The sequence below is a fragment of the Paenibacillus sp. oral taxon 786 str. D14 genome, assembly GCF_000159955.1.
GTDB classification, from domain to species: Bacteria; Bacillota; Bacilli; order Paenibacillales; family Paenibacillaceae; genus Fontibacillus; species Fontibacillus phoenicis.
Window position 1 is genome coordinate 36,658 of the sequence record NZ_GG695984.1, and the last position, 19,188, is coordinate 55,845.

The window sequence follows — 19,188 nt, forward strand, 5'->3', positions numbered from 1 at the left end:
CTGACCCGGCGCGCCGCCGAGCTGCGCGACGGCGTCTTCACCGTGGCGCTGTTCGGAGCGTTCAGCGCCGGAAAATCGTCCTTCGCCAGCGCTTTGCTCGGCGAAGCGGTGTTGCCCGTCTCGCCGCATCCGACCACCGCGGCGATCATCCGCGTGATGGCGCCGGCAGAAGGTCAGCGCCATAACACGGCCGCCGTCAAATTCAAGAGCGCCGAGGCGATCCGCGAAGACTTGGCCTACTCCTTCCAAGCCCTCGGCTTAGGGGAATGGAAGGAGACGGCCTGGATGGAGGCGGTACGGCGCTTGAAGCCCGAAGACATTCCGGCGGCCGGCCGAGCGCACTACAGCTTCTTGCAAGCTGCAGCTGCTGGATGGGCAGAATCCGCTGATCGGCTTGGGCAGGTGGAGGTCGTGGAAGCGGAGCAGTTCCGCAGCTATGCGGCAGACGAAGCGAAAGCCTGCTTCGTAGCGGAAATCGATTTTTATTACCGCTGTCCGTTAACTGAACAAGGCATCGTGCTGGTGGATACCCCGGGGGCCGATTCGATCCATGCCCGCCATACCGGAGTCACGTTCCAATATATGAAGGATTCCGATGCGATCATCTTCGTTACGTATTACAATCACGCGTTCTCGCGTGCCGATAAACAGTTGCTGAGCCAGCTGGGACGGATGAAGGGCAGCTTCGCCCTCGACAAAATGTTCTTTGTCGTCAACGCCGCCGATCTCGCGTCTTCGGAGGAAGAGCTGACGGCTGTCGTGGAGCATGTACGGGATGGTCTTCGTACCGCCGGCATCCAGCAGCCCAACGTATATGCCGTATCCAGTATGCGGGCAATGGCTGCAAGGCGGGATAATACGGCGGATGACCCAGGCTTCTCCCTTTTCCGGCAACGCTTTTCGACTTTCCTGGAACAGGATCTCGGGAATCTGGCGGTTTCGTCCGCAGTAGAAATGATGAAGCAGATGCAAGAACGTTTGTCCAAATGGACGGAAGCCGCTGGACAAAGCGCGGAAAACGCGGAGCAACAGCTCGCCGCCTTGCGCGGACGCCGGGATCGGTTCGAGCAGGCGGTTGCCGAGTTTCTTCAGGTCGATATCGGCAGGGAATGGAGCCAGGAGAACGCCGAGCTGCTGTTCCACGTTGTGCAGCGGGTACGGCTGCAGGCGCTGGAGCTGTTCACGGAATTTTTCCATCCCTCCTTGCTGCAGGAGCATAACGGTCCGTTGAAACGGAATTTTACCGTCGCGCTGCGCGGATGGCTGGATCAAGTTTCGGGCGAGTTGGAGCGCGAGCTGCTTGCCACCACGCTGCGTTTGGAGCGCAAAGCGGAGGCGCTGCTTCGCCGGGAAGCCGAAGGCTGGTGCCGCCGGCATGAGGCGGCATTGGATATGCCGCTCAGCTATTCGAACGCGGAAACGAGCTGGGATACACCGGCGATTCCTGAAGGCTTGCTGGGCAGCGGATCGTTGGCGCCAGAGACCTATTGGCCGTATTTCAAAAATCCAAAAGCGTTTTTTGAAGGCGGCGGTCGTTTGCAGCTGCGGGCGAAGCTCGAGGAGCCGCTGCTCGCCAAGCTGAAGGCGATCGTTGGCGAAATGGAAGCCTTTTTCCGGGAACATTATGAGCACGAAATCGCGCTGCGGAAGGAGCAAACGGCTGAAACGTTCCGCGGTTTGTGGGCGGAATGGGAGCAGAGCATCCAAGGCTCCAAAGTCTCTCCGGAGGAGCTGGCGCGTTGGAAAAGCATCCTTGCTCAAATCGGGCGGGATGTGGAGGAAATGGAAGCTTTTTATGATAAATAGGCGGGTTTCACCCGTGATAGAAGCCTAATATCCGTATTTACCGGATATTAGGCTTTTCTACGCTTTGCCGCGGGAAAATCATGATGATAAACTGCAAGGGACTAAGACCATGAAAGCGCATGCTTTCAGGCGATGACAGGTTTCGCGGCGTTCAGACGACTCTCCCTGATCTTGCTGCTAAGACGTCCGGAACCGTTTGGTTATGACGGGGTATCTGAAGTATAGTTCCACAAACGGGTGTAGGAGGAGAGACATGGAGGTTCTTAGGCAACTTCGGGTTTATTACCAGGCAAAGTTGAATTACTTGGTGTTGTCGATTTTATGCTTGGCAGCTGCGACTGGGCTTGGCTTAGTCTACCCGATGCTGCTTCGCAAGCTGATCGACGATGTAATTCGGCCGGGGAATTATGGAGAAGTCGTATGGATTGCCGCGACGGCGGTTTCGGTTGTGGCTGTGAAGGCGCTTTTGCAGTTCCTGCACGGTTTTTTTGGCGGAAGGCTGGGGAACTACCTGGCGTACCGGCTGCGTAACGCATGTTACGAGAAACTGCAGTTTTTATCGTTCCGCTATTATGACACGGCGAAAACTGGGGATTTAATGTCGCGGTTGACCGGGGATTTGGAAGCCATCCGCAACTTCGTGGGGTTTGGTTTTGCCCAACTGCTGAATCTGATCCTGATGGTCACGTTTGGGGCAGCGGTCATGCTGTCCATCCATTGGCAGCTTACCTTAATCACGATGATAACCATCCCTTTCCTGGCCGGTGTCGCCCTCAAATTTGAGTCTAAAATTCATCCAGCCTTTCAGGAAATGCGTCTGGCGCTCAGTTCCTTAACGACCGCGGTGCAGGAGAACGTGACGGGCGTGCGTACCGTCAAATCGTTCGCCCGGGAGCCGCACGAAGTCGAGAAGTTTTCGCTTCGGAATGAGCGCTATAAAGATAATCAGATCTTCGCGGCCACGCTGTGGAGCCGGTTCTTTCCGGTTATGGAGCTGCTGGCTTCGATCAGCGTTGCGGTGCTGCTCTCGGTCGGCGGGACTTTGGTGATCAAAGGGTCGATGTCGCTCGGTGATCTGGTCGCGTTCTTCAGTTTAATCTGGTTTATCATTGGTCCGATGTGGGGCTTAGGCTTTCATATCAATAACTATACGCAATCCAAAGCGTCCGGGGAACGGGTGCTGGAAATTCTAAATCAACCGATCGATGTGAAGGACAAAGAACAAGCGATAGAGCTTGATCCGGATCAGGTTCGCGGAGATGTCCGGTTCGATCGAGTGACGTTTGCTTACGGGAACAAAATGCCGGCGGTGGTGGACATCGATTTCCATGCTCCGCCCGGCTCCGTCATTGGCTTTCTTGGCGGCACCGGCTCCGGCAAATCAACGATTATCCAGCTGCTAATGCGTGCTTACGACGTGAATAAAGGCCGCATTCTGCTGGACGGCCAAGACATTCGGGAGCTCAGCGTGCGCAGCTTGCGCAGCCAAATTGCTACGGTGTTTCAGGAGACGTTCCTGTTCTCGTCATCTATTAAGAACAATATTGCTTACGGCATGACCAACGTAACGATGGAGGAAATCATTCGTGCCGCCCAACTAGCCAAAGCGCATGATTTTATCATGGAGCTGCCGGACGGTTACGATACCGTCGTAGGTGAACGGGGACTCGGATTGTCCGGGGGCCAGAAGCAGCGGATCGCCATCGCCCGCGCCTTGCTCAAGAATCCAAAAATCCTGATCTTGGACGATGCCACCAGCGCGGTGGATATGGAGACCGAGCAGGAGATCCAATCCGGGTTCCAGGAAGTGATGCGAGGACGGACAACGTTTATTATTGCCCATCGGATCTCTTCGCTGCGGCATGCCGATGAGATCCTCGTCTTAAACGAAGGCCGGGTAGTACAACGCGGGAAACATGAGGAATTGATTGAAATCCCGGGTCCGTACCAAGATGTGTACCGTATCCAATATGCAGACCATTTGGCTGGAGCCCTTGGGCATGAAGGGGAGGGAGATGCGTGAATACCTATACCGCGACCAGGTCGAAACCCAAGTCCGGCAAGGATGCCGGCCTTGGCAAAATCGAAGAGCGGTTTGTGTACCAGGACGATGAGCTGATTGACAAAGCCTTTGACTGGCAGCAATTCCGCCGGCTCTTTGCTTATATGAAGCCGTATGCCAAGCAGATGCTGCCTTTGATCATCCTGATGACGGTGCTTGGTACTGTGACGAAGCTGGCCGTACCTTACTTGACGAGTCTGGCCATCGACCGCGCGATCGCACCGGCGAACGGTCAGACCAACTTATTGCTGCTGTACGGCATCACCGCCTCCGTCCTTGTCCTGTACCTCATCCAATGGGCTTCCGGCGTCTACCGGATCAAGTTCACGAATATCATCGGGCAGAGGGTCATCTATGATTTGCGCGCCGATTTGTTTAAGCATATTCAGAAGCTCTCGTTTAACTTCTTTGACAAACGTCCGGCCGGCTCGGTGCTGGTACGGGTCACCAATGACGTCAATTCCCTGCAGGATCTGTTCACCAACGGGGTCGTCAACCTGATGATCGATTGCGTGCAGCTGGCCGGGATCGTCGTGATTTTGCTGTTGATCAACTGGAAGCTCGGGCTGGCGGTGATGGTCACCGTCCCGATCATGTTCCTGATCTCCACCAAACTGCGGCAAAAAATCCGGATGGCCTGGCAGGAAGTCCGCATGAAGAACTCGCGGATTAACTCCCATTTGAACGAGTCGATTCAGGGGATTCGCGTAACTCAGGCTTACACACAAGAGCGGGAGAATATGCGGTACTTCGATTCGATGAACCTGAGCAACAAGAAATCGTGGGATAAAGCGTCAGCGATGAACCAGGCGTTTGGCCCCTTAATCGAAATCACCGGGGGGATCGGCACGTTTGTCTTGTTTGTACTAAGCGTCTACCTGATTCAGTCCGGTGAACTGACGATTGGTCTGTTGGTGGCGTTCAGCAACTATGTGGGTAATTTCTGGGACCCGATCAACCGCCTGGGACAAATGTACAACCAACTCCTGGTGGCGATGGCCTCCTCTGAACGGATCTTCGAATTTATCGATGAGGAGCCGAATATCGCCGATAAGCCGGGAGCCAAGCCGCTGCCGGTGATTACGGGCGAGATCCGCTTTAACCACGTCGTCTTTGAATATGAACAAGGACGCCCTGCCTTAAAAGGCATTGACCTGGAGGTACAACCCGGCCAGTCGATCGCCCTCGTTGGCCACACCGGCTCAGGGAAAAGCACGATCATCAACCTGCTCAGCCGGTTTTACGATCCTAGCGGCGGATCGGTTGTCATCGATGGTCATGACATCCGCGACGTGACGGTCCAAAGCCTCCGCAGTCAAATTGGCGTAGTGCTCCAGGATACGTTTATTTTCTCGGGAACGATTCGGGAGAATATTCGTTTTGGCCGATTGGAGGCCACCGACGAGGAAGTGGAAGCAGCGGCTAAGGCAGTGAATGCCCACGATTTTATCGTGAAACTGCCAAACGGTTACGATACCGAGGTGGAGGAACGAGGCAATGTGCTGTCCATGGGTCAACGCCAACTGCTATCTTTTGCCCGGGCGTTGCTGGCTAATCCGCGGATTCTGATCCTTGACGAGGCAACGGCCAGCATCGATACGGAAACGGAGCTCAAGATCCAGGAAGCGCTGAAGGTGCTGCTCAAAGGGAGAACGTCGTTTATCGTAGCTCACCGGCTCTCCACCATCCGAAGTGCTGACAAAATCGTCGTGCTGGATCATGGTGAGATTAGAGAATCGGGCACTCACCGGGAATTGATGGAACGAAAGGGAATCTATTACGGCTTGGTCCAAGCACAATTTCGGTATTTGTAACTTTTTATCGAAAAATATTTAGATATTTAATTAGAACTATTGCAATCTTGCCCGTAAAGCCGGAAAATAGAATAGGATACTAAAACGGCAAATTTATTAAAGGTGGTTTGGTCCAATTGAGTAGTGAGGCGTTAGCTCCGGCTTTGGTCATTCGCAAGGCTTGTTGCGACGATGTTCAACACATGCTTCCTTTAATGCGTCAACTGCGTTATCCGATGACGGCCAGTGTATTAAAGGAACGTTTAGAGATGTTGGAAGGCCAGCTGTTGCTAGGCAACCTGGTTGCGGAACTAGACGGCGTGATCGTTGGGACAGCTTTTCTTAAGCAGCTTCAGACGCATGACATGAGTAGACCGGTAACCCGGATTACGGCATTGGTCGTTGACGAGAAACACCGCGGCACAGGGATCGGAAGACGGTTGATCGAAGCGGCGGAGATGTGGGCCCGTGAACGGGGCAGCACAGATCTGGTATTATCTACAGCCCGCGAGAACCATCTGTCCGCTAAAGCGTTCTATGAACATTGCGGCTTCAGATGCACCGGCTACCGAATGAATAAGCCGTTGAACTAAGCTGAGAAATTAAATCAAACTGCGTTGTACGCGATATAGCTCCACCCTTTTGAAGGGCGGGGCTTTTTTGTGTTTTGCAGGGAAGGCGGGAGACATCTGTGTAAATTTATTTTACTTTCTTGGCTGGAGAACAAGTTGGAAACTATAGTTTTACGTAGTCGAGGGAGTAAGGTGATTTCAGATGTCACTAATACTAACATAATTAACGGAATAATAAGTGATTTATGTTAGACAAAGTGACTTATACATGACATAAACGGGGCGAAGCCCTAGAACAAGATTGATCTGAGGAGGATGTGTATGAAGGGGAAAAAAAGAATTGCCTGGCTGGTTAGCGCTTGTTTAATGATCGGGTTGCTCTCGGCGTGTAATTCGTCCGGCAACGCGGCAAAACCGGCAGCTGGAAATACCAGCGCTGCTGGAGGGGGACTTACGGTCATTAAGATCGCCTCGCAATCCCCGTTATCCGGGGGCTCGGCCATTCAAGGGGAATCGATTAAGCTTGGGGGGCAGATGGCGCTGGAGGAGCGTCAGGCTGAGTTTAAGGACCTGGGATTTGATCTGCAGTTCGTTCCTTACGATGACCAAGGCGATTCGAAGAAAGGCGTCGCCAACGCCGAATTGATCGGCGCGGATCAAGCGGTATTGGCGGTGCTTGGGCATTTGAACTCCGGGGTATCGATTCCGAGCTCGGTCGTCTATGAGAAATATAGTATTCCGATGGTGTCCCCGGCCAGTACGGCAACGGACTTTACCGACCGGAAGCTGAAGATCGCCAACCGCATTGTCGCTCGCGACGACTTCCAGGGACCAGCGGGTGCCGAATATGCCGTGAAGACGGTGGGTGCGAAAAATATTTTTGTGATCCAAGATAAAACGGCTTATGGCCAAGGGTTGGCCGATGCCTTCCGCAGCTCGGCTGAAGAGCTGGGGGCGACGATCGCTGGATACGAAGGGATCACGGTGGGTGAGAAGGACTTTAACGGCGTGCTGAACCAGGTGCTCAGCAAGAAGCCGGACTTCATCTTCTTCGGCGGGATGTATGCCGAGGCCGGATTGATTGTTAAACAGGCCCGGGAGAAGGGGATTACGGTGCCGATCATGGGCGGGGATGCGCTCGATTCCTCGGGGATGGTGGACATCGCCGGTGACAAGCTGACGGAAGTCGCGTACAGCTCCGTGTCTACAGACGTTACGAAATCCAACAAGGACTGGGCAGACAAATATCAAGCGAAGTTTGGCAAATCCGTGGAGAACTACTCCGCTTATGCCTATTTTCGGCGTGAAACGGTTGGAGCATTCCCGGCTGGGACGGGCTTGGAAGGCGATTCGGGAGAACGAGATCGCCGCACAATCGATGGGCATTCCGCTCATCCGCACCAAACTGACTGCTTTTGCGATTGGCGCTTCCTTTTCCGGCATGATGGGAGTGGTGTTTGCGGCGAAGCAAACGTTTATCGATCCGACGAGCTTTACGCTGCTTGAATCGATTACGATTCTGGTGATGGTGCTGCTGGGCGGCATGGGCAGCGTGCCTGGCGTCATACTCGGCGCGGCATTGGTTACAATTCTGAATTTACAGGTGCTGACGGAGCTCACCAACTGGTTAAACCAGTTGACACTGCAGGGAGTCATCCAACTTCCCAGCTCGATTTCGCCTTCCAAGATGCAACGCCTGATCTTTGGTGTAATCCTGTTACTCGTCGCCATCTTCAGGCCAAACGGCTTGATCACCGCCAAGAACAAGAAGGTGGATGCCGAGCGGCTTAAGGCGCAGCGTTCCGGCAATACGTTATCCATTTTGCCGCCGGCCAATCAACAAAGCGGAGGTGTGAGCCAATGACGACGATTCTGAAGGTAAGCAAGCTCGTGAAGCGCTTTGGCGGACTGACGGCGGTTGGAGGCGTCGACTTTGCGTTTCCCCGCGGCAAAATTTCCGCTGTAATTGGCCCAAACGGTGCCGGGAAAACGACCTTTTTTAACATGATCACCGGCATTTATACCCCGGACGAAGGCGCGATTGAGTTGGATGGTGAGTCTATCGTTGGCGTCAAGCCCCATCAGGTCGTCAGTCTGGGAATCGCCCGGACGTTCCAAAATATCCGCCTGTTTGGCAGCATGACCGTGCTGGAAAATGTGATGGTTGGCATGCATACCCATCTGAAGACAGGAATCTTCGGTACGCTGCTCTCGCTGCCCCGAGCCAGACATGAGGAGGAACAGGTGCATCAAGAGGCTTACCGTTTGCTGGAGTTCGTCGGGCTGCAAGAGCTGCTGAACGAACAGGCGGCGAGCCTGCCGTACGGCGCGCAGCGGCGGCTCGAAATCGCCCGGGCGCTGGCGGCGAAGCCGAAAGTGCTGCTCCTGGACGAACCAGCCGCCGGGATGAACCCGCGCGAGACAACCGAGTTGATCAGCTTGATCCGGCGCATTCAGGAGGAAACGGGGATGACGATCATCCTGATCGAGCATGACATGAAGCTGGTGATGGAGTTATCCGAGCATATCCTGGTGCTTGATTACGGAACGAAAATCGCGGAAGGCGGGCCGGATCATATTCGTTCCCACCCTAAAGTGATTGAAGCTTATTTGGGCAAAAGCGCGGTTCAAGGCAGCGGCGAAACCGTCCGATTCGAGGTGATATCATGAGCTTGCTGGAGCTGAAAGAGGTTCACGCCTATTATGGGGCGATCGAAGCTTTAAAAGGCATATCCTTAACCGTAGAGGAAGGGGAGATCGTTTCGTTGATCGGCTCCAACGGAGCCGGTAAGTCCACGACGCTCAAGGCGATTTGCGGCCAGGTGAACACGACCGGCACCATCCACTTTAACGGTACGGAGATGTCCAACTTACCCCCGCATCAAGCGGCGTTGGCGGGGATCGCACATGTGCCGGAAGGACGGCGGATCTTCCCGCGGTTGACGGTGAAGGAGAATCTGGAGATGGGCGCTTTTTCCGTGAGGGACAAGAAGGTGATCAAGCAGCGGATGGAGCGGGTGTTCGACCATTTCCCGCGCCTTAGGGAACGGATGGCGCAAACGGGCGGGACGATGAGCGGCGGGGAGCAGCAAATGCTGGCCATCGGCCGGGCCATGATGATGCAGCCAAAAATTCTGTTGTTGGACGAACCGTCGATGGGGCTTGCTCCGATTATCGTCGAGCAAATTTTCGAGATGATCCAGCAGTTAAACCGCGAGGGGATGACCGTGCTGCTCGTCGAGCAAAACGCTTTTCAAGCGCTGCAAATCGCGCACCGCGGCTATGTGATGCAAACCGGAGAAATCCTGATGGAGGACGAAGCCGATTTGTTGCTCTCCAATGAGCAGGTGAAGGAAGCTTATTTGGCTTAGCCCTGCTGCAGGTCGATCCCTATCGTTGTCCGGACACTTTTTGCACGATTATCCCATTGGATCAGGAGAATGTAAAACTGATTAGATAGAATAAGAGAGCGAAGAAACAGAGAGTACAGTCCCTCCTTATCAAAAGGGATAATCCTGCAAAGGAGCACGGAGAGTAAGTACCTTATGGCTAAACGAAAAAATCCTTCCGAATTCAGATTAAACCACGTAGTCTAAACTACGTGGTTTTTGTTTTGCCGAATATTAATTTGCCGCATAATACCGGCTTTGCTCGTATGCTGCTGCCGTGCGGCGCGAATAGCAGTACCGCTCGCGGTACGTATCGAGGCGCCCGCGGAACTCGAGCTGGAGGTGCGGACAGCCGCAAAGATCGGACGGCGTTGTTAATCCCGCGGATTTCTCCAGAAGGTTGACGCCGGCTTCTTGGAATACCCGGCTGACGAACTGAGAACAGAAGAAAGAATTTTTTCCGCCAAGCTCCATATTTAAGATGATCCCTAAGAGTCCCAAGAAATTATAGGTGTAAAGCTCGTCGTTATCCTCGAAGGTTTTCACAAAATTTCGCATGCGCATGTAATTTTCCGCGCTAACCTTGCAGCTGTATACAGCGCAGGTTGCTTTCTCGAATACTCCGGAATGAATGTCCTCTCTGACGAAGCCGCCAAAGATAGGGATGAAAGGGTGTTTGCGCCCGAAGCTGTAAACCTCACGCAGTTCGGGATCAAATGCGATCGAGGCATGATTGTAAGGCGCTCTTGTATATAGGCCGATCATTTTGGCCACAAGTGTTGTCGGATTGCTTAGCAGGACATAAATTTTCTTCTCATTGTTCATCATTTCGACCACCATTTACTGTTGATGATAGTTCCATTGAATATTAACATGGTACTTGGATTATGGGAATCCCAAAACGGACCGAAGGCGGAAAACAAACTAGACTAAGGTCTTGGTTCCTTCTAGCCGCTCCGTGTGATCCGTAATTTACTTTTGCGGACCGATACGTTAAAATCGGGGGGAAATCAGGGCATGGAAGAGGATGGTCCATCGATGTATAAATTGATCTTAGCCGATGATGAAGAAGATGTGCGGGAAGGCCTATTAGGCCTAATCGATTGGGAAGGTCTCGGTTACGTCGTCCAAGAGACGGCGGAGAACGGCAAGGAAGCGGTTGAGCTCGTGGAGAAGCATGCGCCGGACGTTGTGGTGACGGATATTCAAATGCCGTTTATGAACGGATTGCAGCTCTCCGAGTGGATCCGTGAACGGTATCCGGCAACGAAGATCATCATATTAACCGGATACGAGGAATTTGAATATGCACAGAAGGCCATCCGACTGGGAATCGATGAATATGTTTTGAAACCGTTTTCGGCAGGAGAATTGGCCGAAATTTTACGTAAGGTGAAGCTGCAGCTCGACGAGGAAGTGGCTGCGAAGGAAAATGTGCAGCTGCTGACCGAGCACTACCGTAAAAATCTGCCGATCCTGCAAAGTCTATTTTTGTCTTCACTCGTATCCCGGCGGCTGCAAGAAGCGGAAATTCGTGAGAAATGCGAGCATTATGATCTAGACCTCAGCGGGGATCGATACATGGTTTCTGCGATCCGCATCGATTCCGCGCCAGCTTGGCGGGGATCAGACGGAAGCCACGAACCCGGTAACGGTACAGCGTTGTCTCTGAAAGATACGAATGACACCCAGCTGCAGCTTTTTGCTGTCTTTAACATTGCGGAGGAAATCGTCCGGCTCCATCCGAAAGGCAGGGCATTCATCCATCATGACGAGGTGGTGGTGCTCAGCGTAGGGGAACCCGGTGCGGACAAACCGCTTGCGGATCAAACGCTGCAATTATTGAAAGAAATCCGTTTTAGCGTGGAGCGCTTCCTCAAGCTGACGGTGACGATTGGCGCCGGTTCTGAGGTGGGGCAATTAAGCGAGCTTGCCGGCTCCTATGAAGAGGCGGTGAAGGCACTCGATTACCGCGTCATTCTCGGGGGAAACAAAGTGATTTGGATTGAGGACGTGGAATCGCGGCAAACGGACCCGTTGTCGTTGGATGAGATGAAGGAGAAAGAGCTGGTCCGTTGCTTGAAGGTTGGCAGTGACCAGGAGCTGGTTAATCTTCTGGAGGAACTGTTCAAGGCATTAACGGACAGCAAAGCATCGTATCAAGACTTCCAATTGTATTTGCTGGAGTTGTTGACCGCAGTGATCAAGGTCGCCAAGGACATCCGTGTTGACCTCGACAAATTGTTTGGAGATGGGGCTGGATTTCTCGGACAGTTCGTCAAATTTTCGCATGCCGATGAAGCAAAAGCCTGGTTCCTGGATATATGCATGAAGCTGAAGCAATCCATCGCCACGGACAGGCAGTCCAGCTACAACAAGCTGGTGGACGAGGCGAAGGAATATATTTTGGCGCATTACGGTGACCATGATATTTCCATCGCTAAGGTATGTCAGCATCTCCATATCAGTACCGGGTATTTCAGTAACATTTTCAAGAAAGAAACGAAGACGACCTTTGTCAATTACCTGATGGGCGTACGGATGGATGCCGCGCAGGACCTGCTGGCAACGACGGATCTGAAGGCTTTTGAGATCGCCGAGCGCGTGGGGTTTGCCGATCCGAACTATTTCAGCTTCTGCTTCCGCAAAAAATTCGGCATCTCCCCGAAAGAATATCGTATCGGAGCGAGAAGCTCATGAAGTTGTGGCGTTCGTTCACGCGTCTGTTTCAAGGGTTTCATGTTCGTAATATTCAGGTGCTTATTTCTCTATCTTCGATTACCGTTACCGTATTGGCGGTTGTATTAGTCACGACGTTGCTATACAACCGCTTCTCTAAGGTTGCGGAAGAGAACGTTTACTTAAGCCTGGAGCAAATTATTGAACAGGTTCATTCCAACCTGGAGCTGTATGTCAGCGGGATGCAGGATATTTTTGACCTCGTGGAGCAAAAAATCTCCGTTTCCCCCAACTTGCCCACCAACGATCAGCTTGGAGAACAGTTGCAGACCGTACTCAGTACTCGCGAAGATCTGGTCTCCATGGCGCTGTTTACCGAGGATGGGAAGCTGGTGCGCAACGTGCCGACGCTTCCGATGCGGCAAAACACACGGCTGCAGGAGCAATTATGGTTCGAATCTGCGGTTCAGAATCCCGGGAAGCTGCAATTTACTCCGCCGCATATTCAGAACCTGTTCAAATGGCAGTACCGCTGGGTCGTATCCATGAGCAAAACCGTGGACTACCGGGATCAAGGCCAGATGAAGCAAGGCGTATTGGTGATTGATATCAACTTCCGTACCATCGACGAACTTAGCGGGCGGATCAGCTTAGGCAAAAAAGGGTACGTGTACATCATAGACGCCGTGGGAAATATCGTATACCATCCGCAGCAACAGCTCATTTATGCCGGGTTGAAATATGAAAATCTGGAGCCGGTGCTGAATTATTCGTATGGCCGTTATTACGATGAGTTGGAAGGGGAGCCGCGGATCATTACAATTCAGACCGTAAAGCCGGCGGGCTGGAAAATCGTTGGGGTGGCTTATGCGGATGAATTTTTGACGACGAAACGGGAAGTTGGCGACTTTTTGTCCTGGTTTTTACCTCTGGCCATCGCCATCATTCTGTTCATCAGCATTTATGTTTCGGCCCGGATCTCGCAGCCGATTCGCAAGCTTGAACGCTCGGTTCAAATGGTGGAACGCGGAGACTTCGGAACAAATGTCTATGTTAGTGGCGCTTATGAGGTGGAGCAGCTGTCCAAACGGTTTAACTTGATGCTGCGCCGGATCCGCGAGCTGATGGATCAGATCATCCAGGAGCAGGAAGCCAAACGCAAGAGTGAGCTGGATGTGCTGCAGTCGCAAATCAACCCACATTTTCTCTATAACACGTTAAATTCGGTCACCCGGCTGGCCGAGCTGGGACGGAACGAGGAGGTCGTGACGACGATTACGTCCTTGTCGCGGTTTTTCCGGATCAGCTTGAGCAAGGGGAAACATATCATCAGCGTGCAGGACGAGTTGGAGCATGTGCGGCATTATTTGATCATTCAAACGATCCGGTTCAAGAACAAGTTCCGGTATGAGATACGGGCGGATGAAGCTGCGTTGAAATGCTCGACCTTAAAGCTGATCTTGCAGCCGCTTGTCGAAAATGCCATCCATCACGGGATCGAAAAATCGGCCGAGCAAGGATTCATTGACATCGAGGCCCGTTTGGAAGGAGAAAACCTGATCTTCCGGATCCGTGACAACGGCATCGGCATGTCTCCCGATACGGTGGAGAAGCTGTTCAGTGGAAACATCCGCAGCGAAAGCGGCTCAGGGGTGGGGGTACGAAACGTGCAGGAACGCATCACGCTCTATTACGGCCCTGGTTACGGGCTTCATTTCGAAAGTGAACCGGAGGAAGGCACGACGGTCACGATTACGATCCCGGCTGTACAGCCGGAAAGTCTGGAACAAGGCGGGATGCAGTCATGAAGCGGTTGCCGAAGTGCATCTATCGAGCTGGCATTCTGTTGATGGCAGGAGCGCTGATCACTTTGCTGTCCTCCTGCGGAGGTCCCGGGAGCGGGGCGGATCATCAGCAAATTTACGACGTGGACATGATCGTCAAGATGGATCGCGGCGATTATTGGAAAACGACCAAGCTGGGGGCGGAGGTCGCGGCCAAGGAGTTTAATGTCCGGTTGAATTTTGTCGCCCCGGAGAACGAAAACGATGTCGAAGGCCAAATTCGCCTGATGGAAGAGGCGATTGAGCGGCGTCCGGACGCCATCATCCTGGCGGCTTCCGACTATGAAGCGCTGGGGCAGGTGACGGACCGGACATCCTATTACGACATCCCGGTCATTTCAATGGATTCGGAGGTCGCTTCCACCAAGGTAAAGACGTTCGTGGGGACAAACAATTACGAGGCCGGCCAGAAAGCGGCTGAACGCTTGGTCGATCTCACCGGGCCTGTGAGCGAAATCGGGATTATTAATTTTGTGAAAGGCGCCCGTAACGCCAACCAGCGTGAGGAAGGCTTCCTTGATTACGTCGCACGCTTTCCCGATGTCCATGTCGTCGATATTCAATATTGCGGGTCGGACGAGTATCTCGCCTACAAGCTGACGGCGGATATGCTGAAGCGGTTCCCGAATCTGAACGGCATCGTTTCACTAAGCGCCGAATCTTCGATTGGCGCAGGCCGGGCCGTCGACGAGCTTGGATACGGCGGCAAGGTGAAGATGATTGCCTTCGATAATCCGCCGGAGATGCTTGAACTCCTGCAGGAGGAAAAGGTGCAGGCGATGGTCGTACAGAACCCGTTCAACAACGGGTACATGGCGGTTGCTGCCGCTGTCCAGGCGGCCCGCGGCGAGAAGCTTGAGGATCGAATCCCAACGGATACGAAGCTGATCGACCTGAATAATATGCTGTGGCCTGAAAACCAGAAGCTTCTGTTTCCGTTCGTGAAATGAGTGAAGTGGACGGTTGGCGTAGCCAAGTTGTTCTAGAGTTGAAGCTGGGACGAGCAAACAGCAAGTGGTTACCGGGAATCCGGGGCGCTTGCTGTTTGATGTTTTTTTGCGACTATCGATATAAGGATATAGATATTTAATTCGACATCATCAGAATTTTGATAGAAAAATCTTAGAATTTTGGATTCGCAAGGTGCCCGAAACCATGCATAATGAAAACGTATCCAAGAGGATATCACTTAGAAATACACTTTCAGGAGGTCAAAAAATATGAAGAAGCTTACAACGGTCATGCTGGCTGCAGCCATGCTGGGAGCGACGATGGTCGGATGCTCCAACAGCAGCGATAAAGAGAGCAGCGGAGGAAATGGGGGTTCTACTCCAAACGTAGGTGTGGCGATTTACAAATTTGACGATACGTTTATGACAGGCGTTCGTAACTCGATCGAGAAAAATGCTGACGGGATCGCGAAAGTGGACATCGTTGACAGCCAAAACTCCCAGCCTACGCAAAACGATAAAATCGACTTGTTCTTGACGAAGAAGACGAATGCGCTGATTGTTAACCCGGTTGACCGGACGGCAGCAGGCGTCATTATCGACAAAGCTAAAGCGAAGGACACACCGGTTGTATTCTTGAACCGCGAACCGTTGCCGGAAGATATGAAGAAATGGGATAAAGTTTACTACGTTGGTGCGAGAGCTGAAGAATCCGGTACACTGTCCGGTCAAATCATCGTGGACTACTGGAAAGCTCATCCGGAAGCAGATAAGAATGGTGACGGCGTGCTGCAATACGTTATGCTGAAGGGCGAACCTGGACACCAAGATGCTGAGCTGCGTACGCAATATTCGGTCCAAGCGATTGAAGATGCCGGCATTAAGGTCGAAAAAGTTGCTGAAGACACAGCCATGTGGGACCGCGTAAAAGGCCAAGAGAAAATGGCAGCCTTCCTGGCCGCAAATGGCGATAAAATTGAAGCCGTACTTGCGAACAACGATGACATGGCACTCGGCGCGATCGAAGCTCTGAAAGCTGCTGGTTACTTCACGGGTGACAAATACATGCCGGTTGTAGGCGTTGACGCAACGGCACCAGCCCTGCAAGCGCTTGAACAAGGTACATTGCTGGGTACGGTTCTGAACGATGCGGAGAACCAAGGGAAAGCAGCGGTTATCCTGGCTTCCTTGCTGGCCAAAGGCGAAGCGATCAGCAAAGACAACGTAGGTTTTGATATCACCGACAATCAATATGTGTGGATTCCATACCAAAAAGTAACGAAGGAAAACGCTGCTGAATTCAAATAAGAGTACGGCGAGCAGGTCAATCAGCAGGACTTCTCATATTCGCTAGAACAACATGGGAGGTTCGATGCCGAAAGGTACGGACCTCCTGTTTTTTCACAGGGGATAGGAACACAGGAGGAAACGATGCTGTGCCTCTAAAGCGGAAGAAATGATCAGGGGGCGAAAACCATGTCTGAATATATGCTCGAAATGAAGGGCATTACCAAGGAATTTCCCGGCGTTAAAGCGCTGGATGGCGTAACACTGCAGGTTCGACCGGGTACCGTTCATGCGCTGATGGGCGAGAATGGGGCCGGCAAATCCACGCTGATGAAATGTCTGTTCGGGATTTATAAGCCGGACAGCGGTGAAATTTATTTGAATGGTCAAAAAGCGGAAATCAACAATTCCAGCGATGCGCTGAAGCTTGGGGTCTCGATGATTCACCAAGAGCTGCATCCGGTACCTTTCCGCAATGTGATGGAAAATATCTGGCTCGGACGTTTCCCGATGAAAGGATGGGGACCCTTCCAATTCGTCGACCATAAGAAGATGTATCAGGATACGGAAGAGCTGTTTAAACAATTAGATATTGATTTGGATCCGGATACGATTGTCGGCAAGCTGTCCGTTTCCAAAATCCAGTCGATCGAGATCGCGAAGGCGGTATCGTTTAACTCGCGGATTATCGTGATGGACGAACCTACCTCTTCCTTGACAAGCGTAGAGGTTGAGCATCTATTCCGGATCATCAACGACTTGAAGAAGCGCGGGGTGTCGATCATCTATATCTCGCACAAGATGGAGGAGATTTTGCGGATCTCCGACGATGTAACGATCATGCGTGACGGCAAGAAGATTGGGACGTGGCCAGCGTCGGAGATGACGACCGACCTCATTATTTCCAAGATGGTTGGGCGCGATCTCACGCAGCGATTCCCGGATCGCCACAACAAGCCAAACGGCGTCATTATGAAGGTAGAGCATCTGACGTCCGTCGATCCAAAATCTTTTAAAGATGTATCGTTCGAATTGCGCAAAGGGGAGATCCTTGGCGTAGGCGGTCTGGTTGGGGCGCAGCGCACCGAGTTAATCGAAGCGTTGTTTGGCCTTCGTGAAATTCAGTCCGGCACCATCTCGATTCACGGCAAAGAGGTGAAGATCCGCAGCGCCAGTGAAGCCAAAAAATACGGATTGGCGCTATTGACGGAGGAACGCCGGACAACCGGTATTTTCCCGGTATTGTCTGTTCATGAAAATGCGGCCATTGCCAACATTGACCGTTATGTGACGCCTTTTGGCCTGCTGAATGAGCGGAAGAAAAAGGCTGAAGCCAATCAAATGGTTGAGAAGCTGCGGACGAAAACACCGTCGCCTAAAACGCTGATCATGAACCTTTCGGGCGGGAATCAGCAAAAGGTGTTGCTGGCCCGTTGGTTGCTCACTAACCCGGAAATTTTACTGCTGGACGAACCGACGCGCGGGATCGACGTCGGGGCAAAATACGAAATTTATTCCATTATTGCGGATTTGGCACAGCAAGGCAAGAGCATCATCATGATTTCATCCGAGATGCCTGAACTGCTTGGGATGTCCGACCGTGTCATGGTAATGTCCGAAGGCCGTCTGACGGGAATATTGGATGGAGATAAGGCTACGGAAGAAGAAATTATGCGTCTGGCAGCCCAGCACTAAGGATTTGAAGGAGGAGAAAATCATGAATACAAAGAAAATTCAGAGCTTTGTGACCGAAAATGCCATTTATATCGTTTTGGCCGTGCTGCTTATCGGCATCGCCGCTTATGATCCAAGCTTTATCGGACTAAATACGTTTCGCGATATTTTGATCCAATCGTCCACCCGGGTTATCATCGCCCTTGGGGTTGCGTTTATCCTCATTACCGGCGGTACCGACTTGTCCGCGGGCCGGATGGTCGGATTGACGGCTGTCGTCTCTGCCTCCATGCTGCAAGAGGTCGATTATGCCCGTCGCTTTTTCCCGAACCTGCCGGAGCTTCCGTTGTTTGTACCGATTTTGATCGCAATTGTTGTAGGTCTGATCTTTGGTCTGATCAACGGGATTATCGTATCCAAGTTTAAGGTTCCGCCGTTTATCGCTACACTGGGCACCATGGTTGCCATCTACGGGATCAACTCCCTATATTTCGATACGGAGCCGAACCAATCCCAGCCGATCGGCGGATTGCGCGACGACTTTACAACGTTAGGTTCAGGTTCATTGTTCAGTAACTGGAGCTTCTCGATTCCATATATCGTCATTATTGCGATTGTCGTTTGTGCGATCGTTTGGGTCATGTTCAATAAAACCCGGCTTGGCAAAAATATGTACGCCATCGGCGGCAACCAGCAAGCTGCGAAAGTATCGGGGATTAACGTCTCCAAAAACTTGATTATGATCTACTCGATCGCCGGGGCGCTTTACGGCTTGGCTGGTGTGCTGGAAGCAGCCAGAACCGGCGGTGCTACGAACAACTACGGGAACATGTACGAGCTTGATGCGATCGCAGCCTGCGTCGTGGGGGGCGTATCCACCACCGGCGGGATTGGTACGGTTCCAGGCATTATGGCTGGCGTGCTGATCTTTACGGTCATCAACTATGGCTTGACGTTCGTAGGCGTAGGTCCTTACTGGCAACAAATCATCAAAGGTGCAATCATCGTTGCTGCGGTAGCGTTCGATATGCGGAAATACGCAAGCAAGAAATAAGGTCTTTTAGGGTTAAGTGAAGGGCGGCTTTTGTGCCGTCCTTTTTTCCATTTTTTACGCAAGCGGAAGCCGTCGAAA

Annotated in this window: 13 protein-coding genes and 2 pseudogenes; 14 read left to right on the forward strand and 1 reads right to left on the reverse strand. The window is 52.4% G+C overall.

Annotation, left to right across the window (positions count from 1 at the left end):
• The 8 genes and pseudogenes from POTG_RS16260 to POTG_RS16295 all read left to right on the forward strand — a co-directional run.
• Nucleotides 1-1,806 (forward strand): dynamin family protein (locus tag POTG_RS16260; RefSeq protein ID WP_198136225.1); only part of this gene is annotated, 1,806 nt, incomplete at its 5' end.
• 253 nt (nt 1,807-2,059) lie between these two features.
• Nucleotides 2,060-3,829: an ABC transporter ATP-binding protein gene (locus tag POTG_RS16265; RefSeq protein WP_036645878.1), complete on the forward strand. Its 1,770-nt coding sequence runs from the start codon at nt 2,060-2,062 to the stop codon at nt 3,827-3,829.
• Between the two features lie 59 nt (nt 3,830-3,888).
• Nucleotides 3,889-5,682 (forward strand): ABC transporter ATP-binding protein, encoded by a 1,794-nt coding sequence (locus POTG_RS16270; RefSeq protein WP_232282327.1) that lies wholly within the window; start codon nt 3,889-3,891, stop codon nt 5,680-5,682.
• A 116-nt stretch (nt 5,683-5,798) separates the two neighbouring features.
• Nucleotides 5,799-6,254: a GNAT family N-acetyltransferase gene (locus tag POTG_RS16275; protein ID WP_036645881.1), complete on the forward strand. Its 456-nt coding sequence runs from the start codon at nt 5,799-5,801 to the stop codon at nt 6,252-6,254.
• Between the two features lie 300 nt (nt 6,255-6,554).
• A pseudogene (locus POTG_RS16280) lies at nt 6,555-7,529 on the forward strand (branched chain amino acid ABC transporter substrate-binding protein); the annotation flags it as partial.
• Nucleotides 7,528-8,097 (forward strand): annotated as a pseudogene (locus POTG_RS16285) (branched-chain amino acid ABC transporter permease); the annotation flags it as partial. The pseudogenes POTG_RS16280 and POTG_RS16285, both read left to right, overlap by 2 nt.
• Complete coding sequence (locus POTG_RS16290; protein WP_009225939.1) at nt 8,094-8,903, forward strand: ABC transporter ATP-binding protein; 810 nt, start codon at nt 8,094-8,096, stop codon at nt 8,901-8,903. The pseudogene POTG_RS16285 and the gene POTG_RS16290, both read left to right, overlap by 4 nt.
• The gene (locus POTG_RS16295; RefSeq protein WP_036645884.1) at nt 8,900-9,604 is read left to right on the forward strand and encodes an ABC transporter ATP-binding protein; all 705 of its coding nucleotides are present in this window, start codon (nt 8,900-8,902) and stop codon (nt 9,602-9,604) included. The genes POTG_RS16290 and POTG_RS16295 overlap by 4 nt, the downstream gene beginning before the upstream one ends.
• A gap of 252 nt (nt 9,605-9,856) precedes the next feature.
• Here POTG_RS16295 and POTG_RS16300 read toward each other — a convergent pair whose 3' ends face one another.
• The gene (locus tag POTG_RS16300) at nt 9,857-10,447 is read right to left on the reverse strand and encodes a hypothetical protein (RefSeq protein WP_036645887.1); all 591 of its coding nucleotides are present in this window, start codon (nt 10,445-10,447) and stop codon (nt 9,857-9,859) included.
• Nucleotides 10,448-10,660: 213 nt separating this feature from the next.
• On the opposite strand from POTG_RS16300, the gene POTG_RS16305 reads away from it, so the two are divergent.
• The 6 genes from POTG_RS16305 to mglC all read left to right on the forward strand — a co-directional run bounded on the left by POTG_RS16305 (nt 10,661) and on the right by mglC (nt 19,110).
• Entirely contained in the window at nt 10,661-12,322 is a 1,662-nt protein-coding gene (locus POTG_RS16305) for a response regulator (protein WP_009225942.1), read from the forward strand.
• Nucleotides 12,319-14,109, forward strand: a complete 1,791-nt coding sequence (locus tag POTG_RS16310; RefSeq protein ID WP_009225943.1) for a sensor histidine kinase — start codon at nt 12,319-12,321, stop codon at nt 14,107-14,109. The genes POTG_RS16305 and POTG_RS16310 overlap by 4 nt, the downstream gene beginning before the upstream one ends.
• Nucleotides 14,106-15,095 (forward strand): substrate-binding domain-containing protein, encoded by a 990-nt coding sequence (locus POTG_RS16315; protein WP_009225944.1) that lies wholly within the window; start codon nt 14,106-14,108, stop codon nt 15,093-15,095. Before POTG_RS16310 ends, POTG_RS16315 begins: the two co-directional genes overlap by 4 nt.
• Nucleotides 15,096-15,365: 270 nt before the next feature.
• Nucleotides 15,366-16,403 carry a galactose ABC transporter substrate-binding protein gene (locus POTG_RS16320; protein WP_009225945.1) on the forward strand — a complete coding sequence of 346 codons (1,038 nt, stop codon included), beginning with the start codon at nt 15,366-15,368 and terminating at the stop codon, nt 16,401-16,403.
• Between the two features lie 168 nt (nt 16,404-16,571).
• On the forward strand, nt 16,572-18,077 hold the full coding sequence (locus tag POTG_RS16325; protein ID WP_009225946.1) for a sugar ABC transporter ATP-binding protein: 1,506 nt from the start codon (nt 16,572-16,574) through the stop codon (nt 18,075-18,077).
• Between the two features lie 22 nt (nt 18,078-18,099).
• Entirely contained in the window at nt 18,100-19,110 is a 1,011-nt protein-coding gene (gene mglC, locus POTG_RS16330) for a galactose/methyl galactoside ABC transporter permease MglC (protein WP_036645890.1), read from the forward strand.
• Nucleotides 19,111-19,188: the final 78 nt, after the last annotated feature.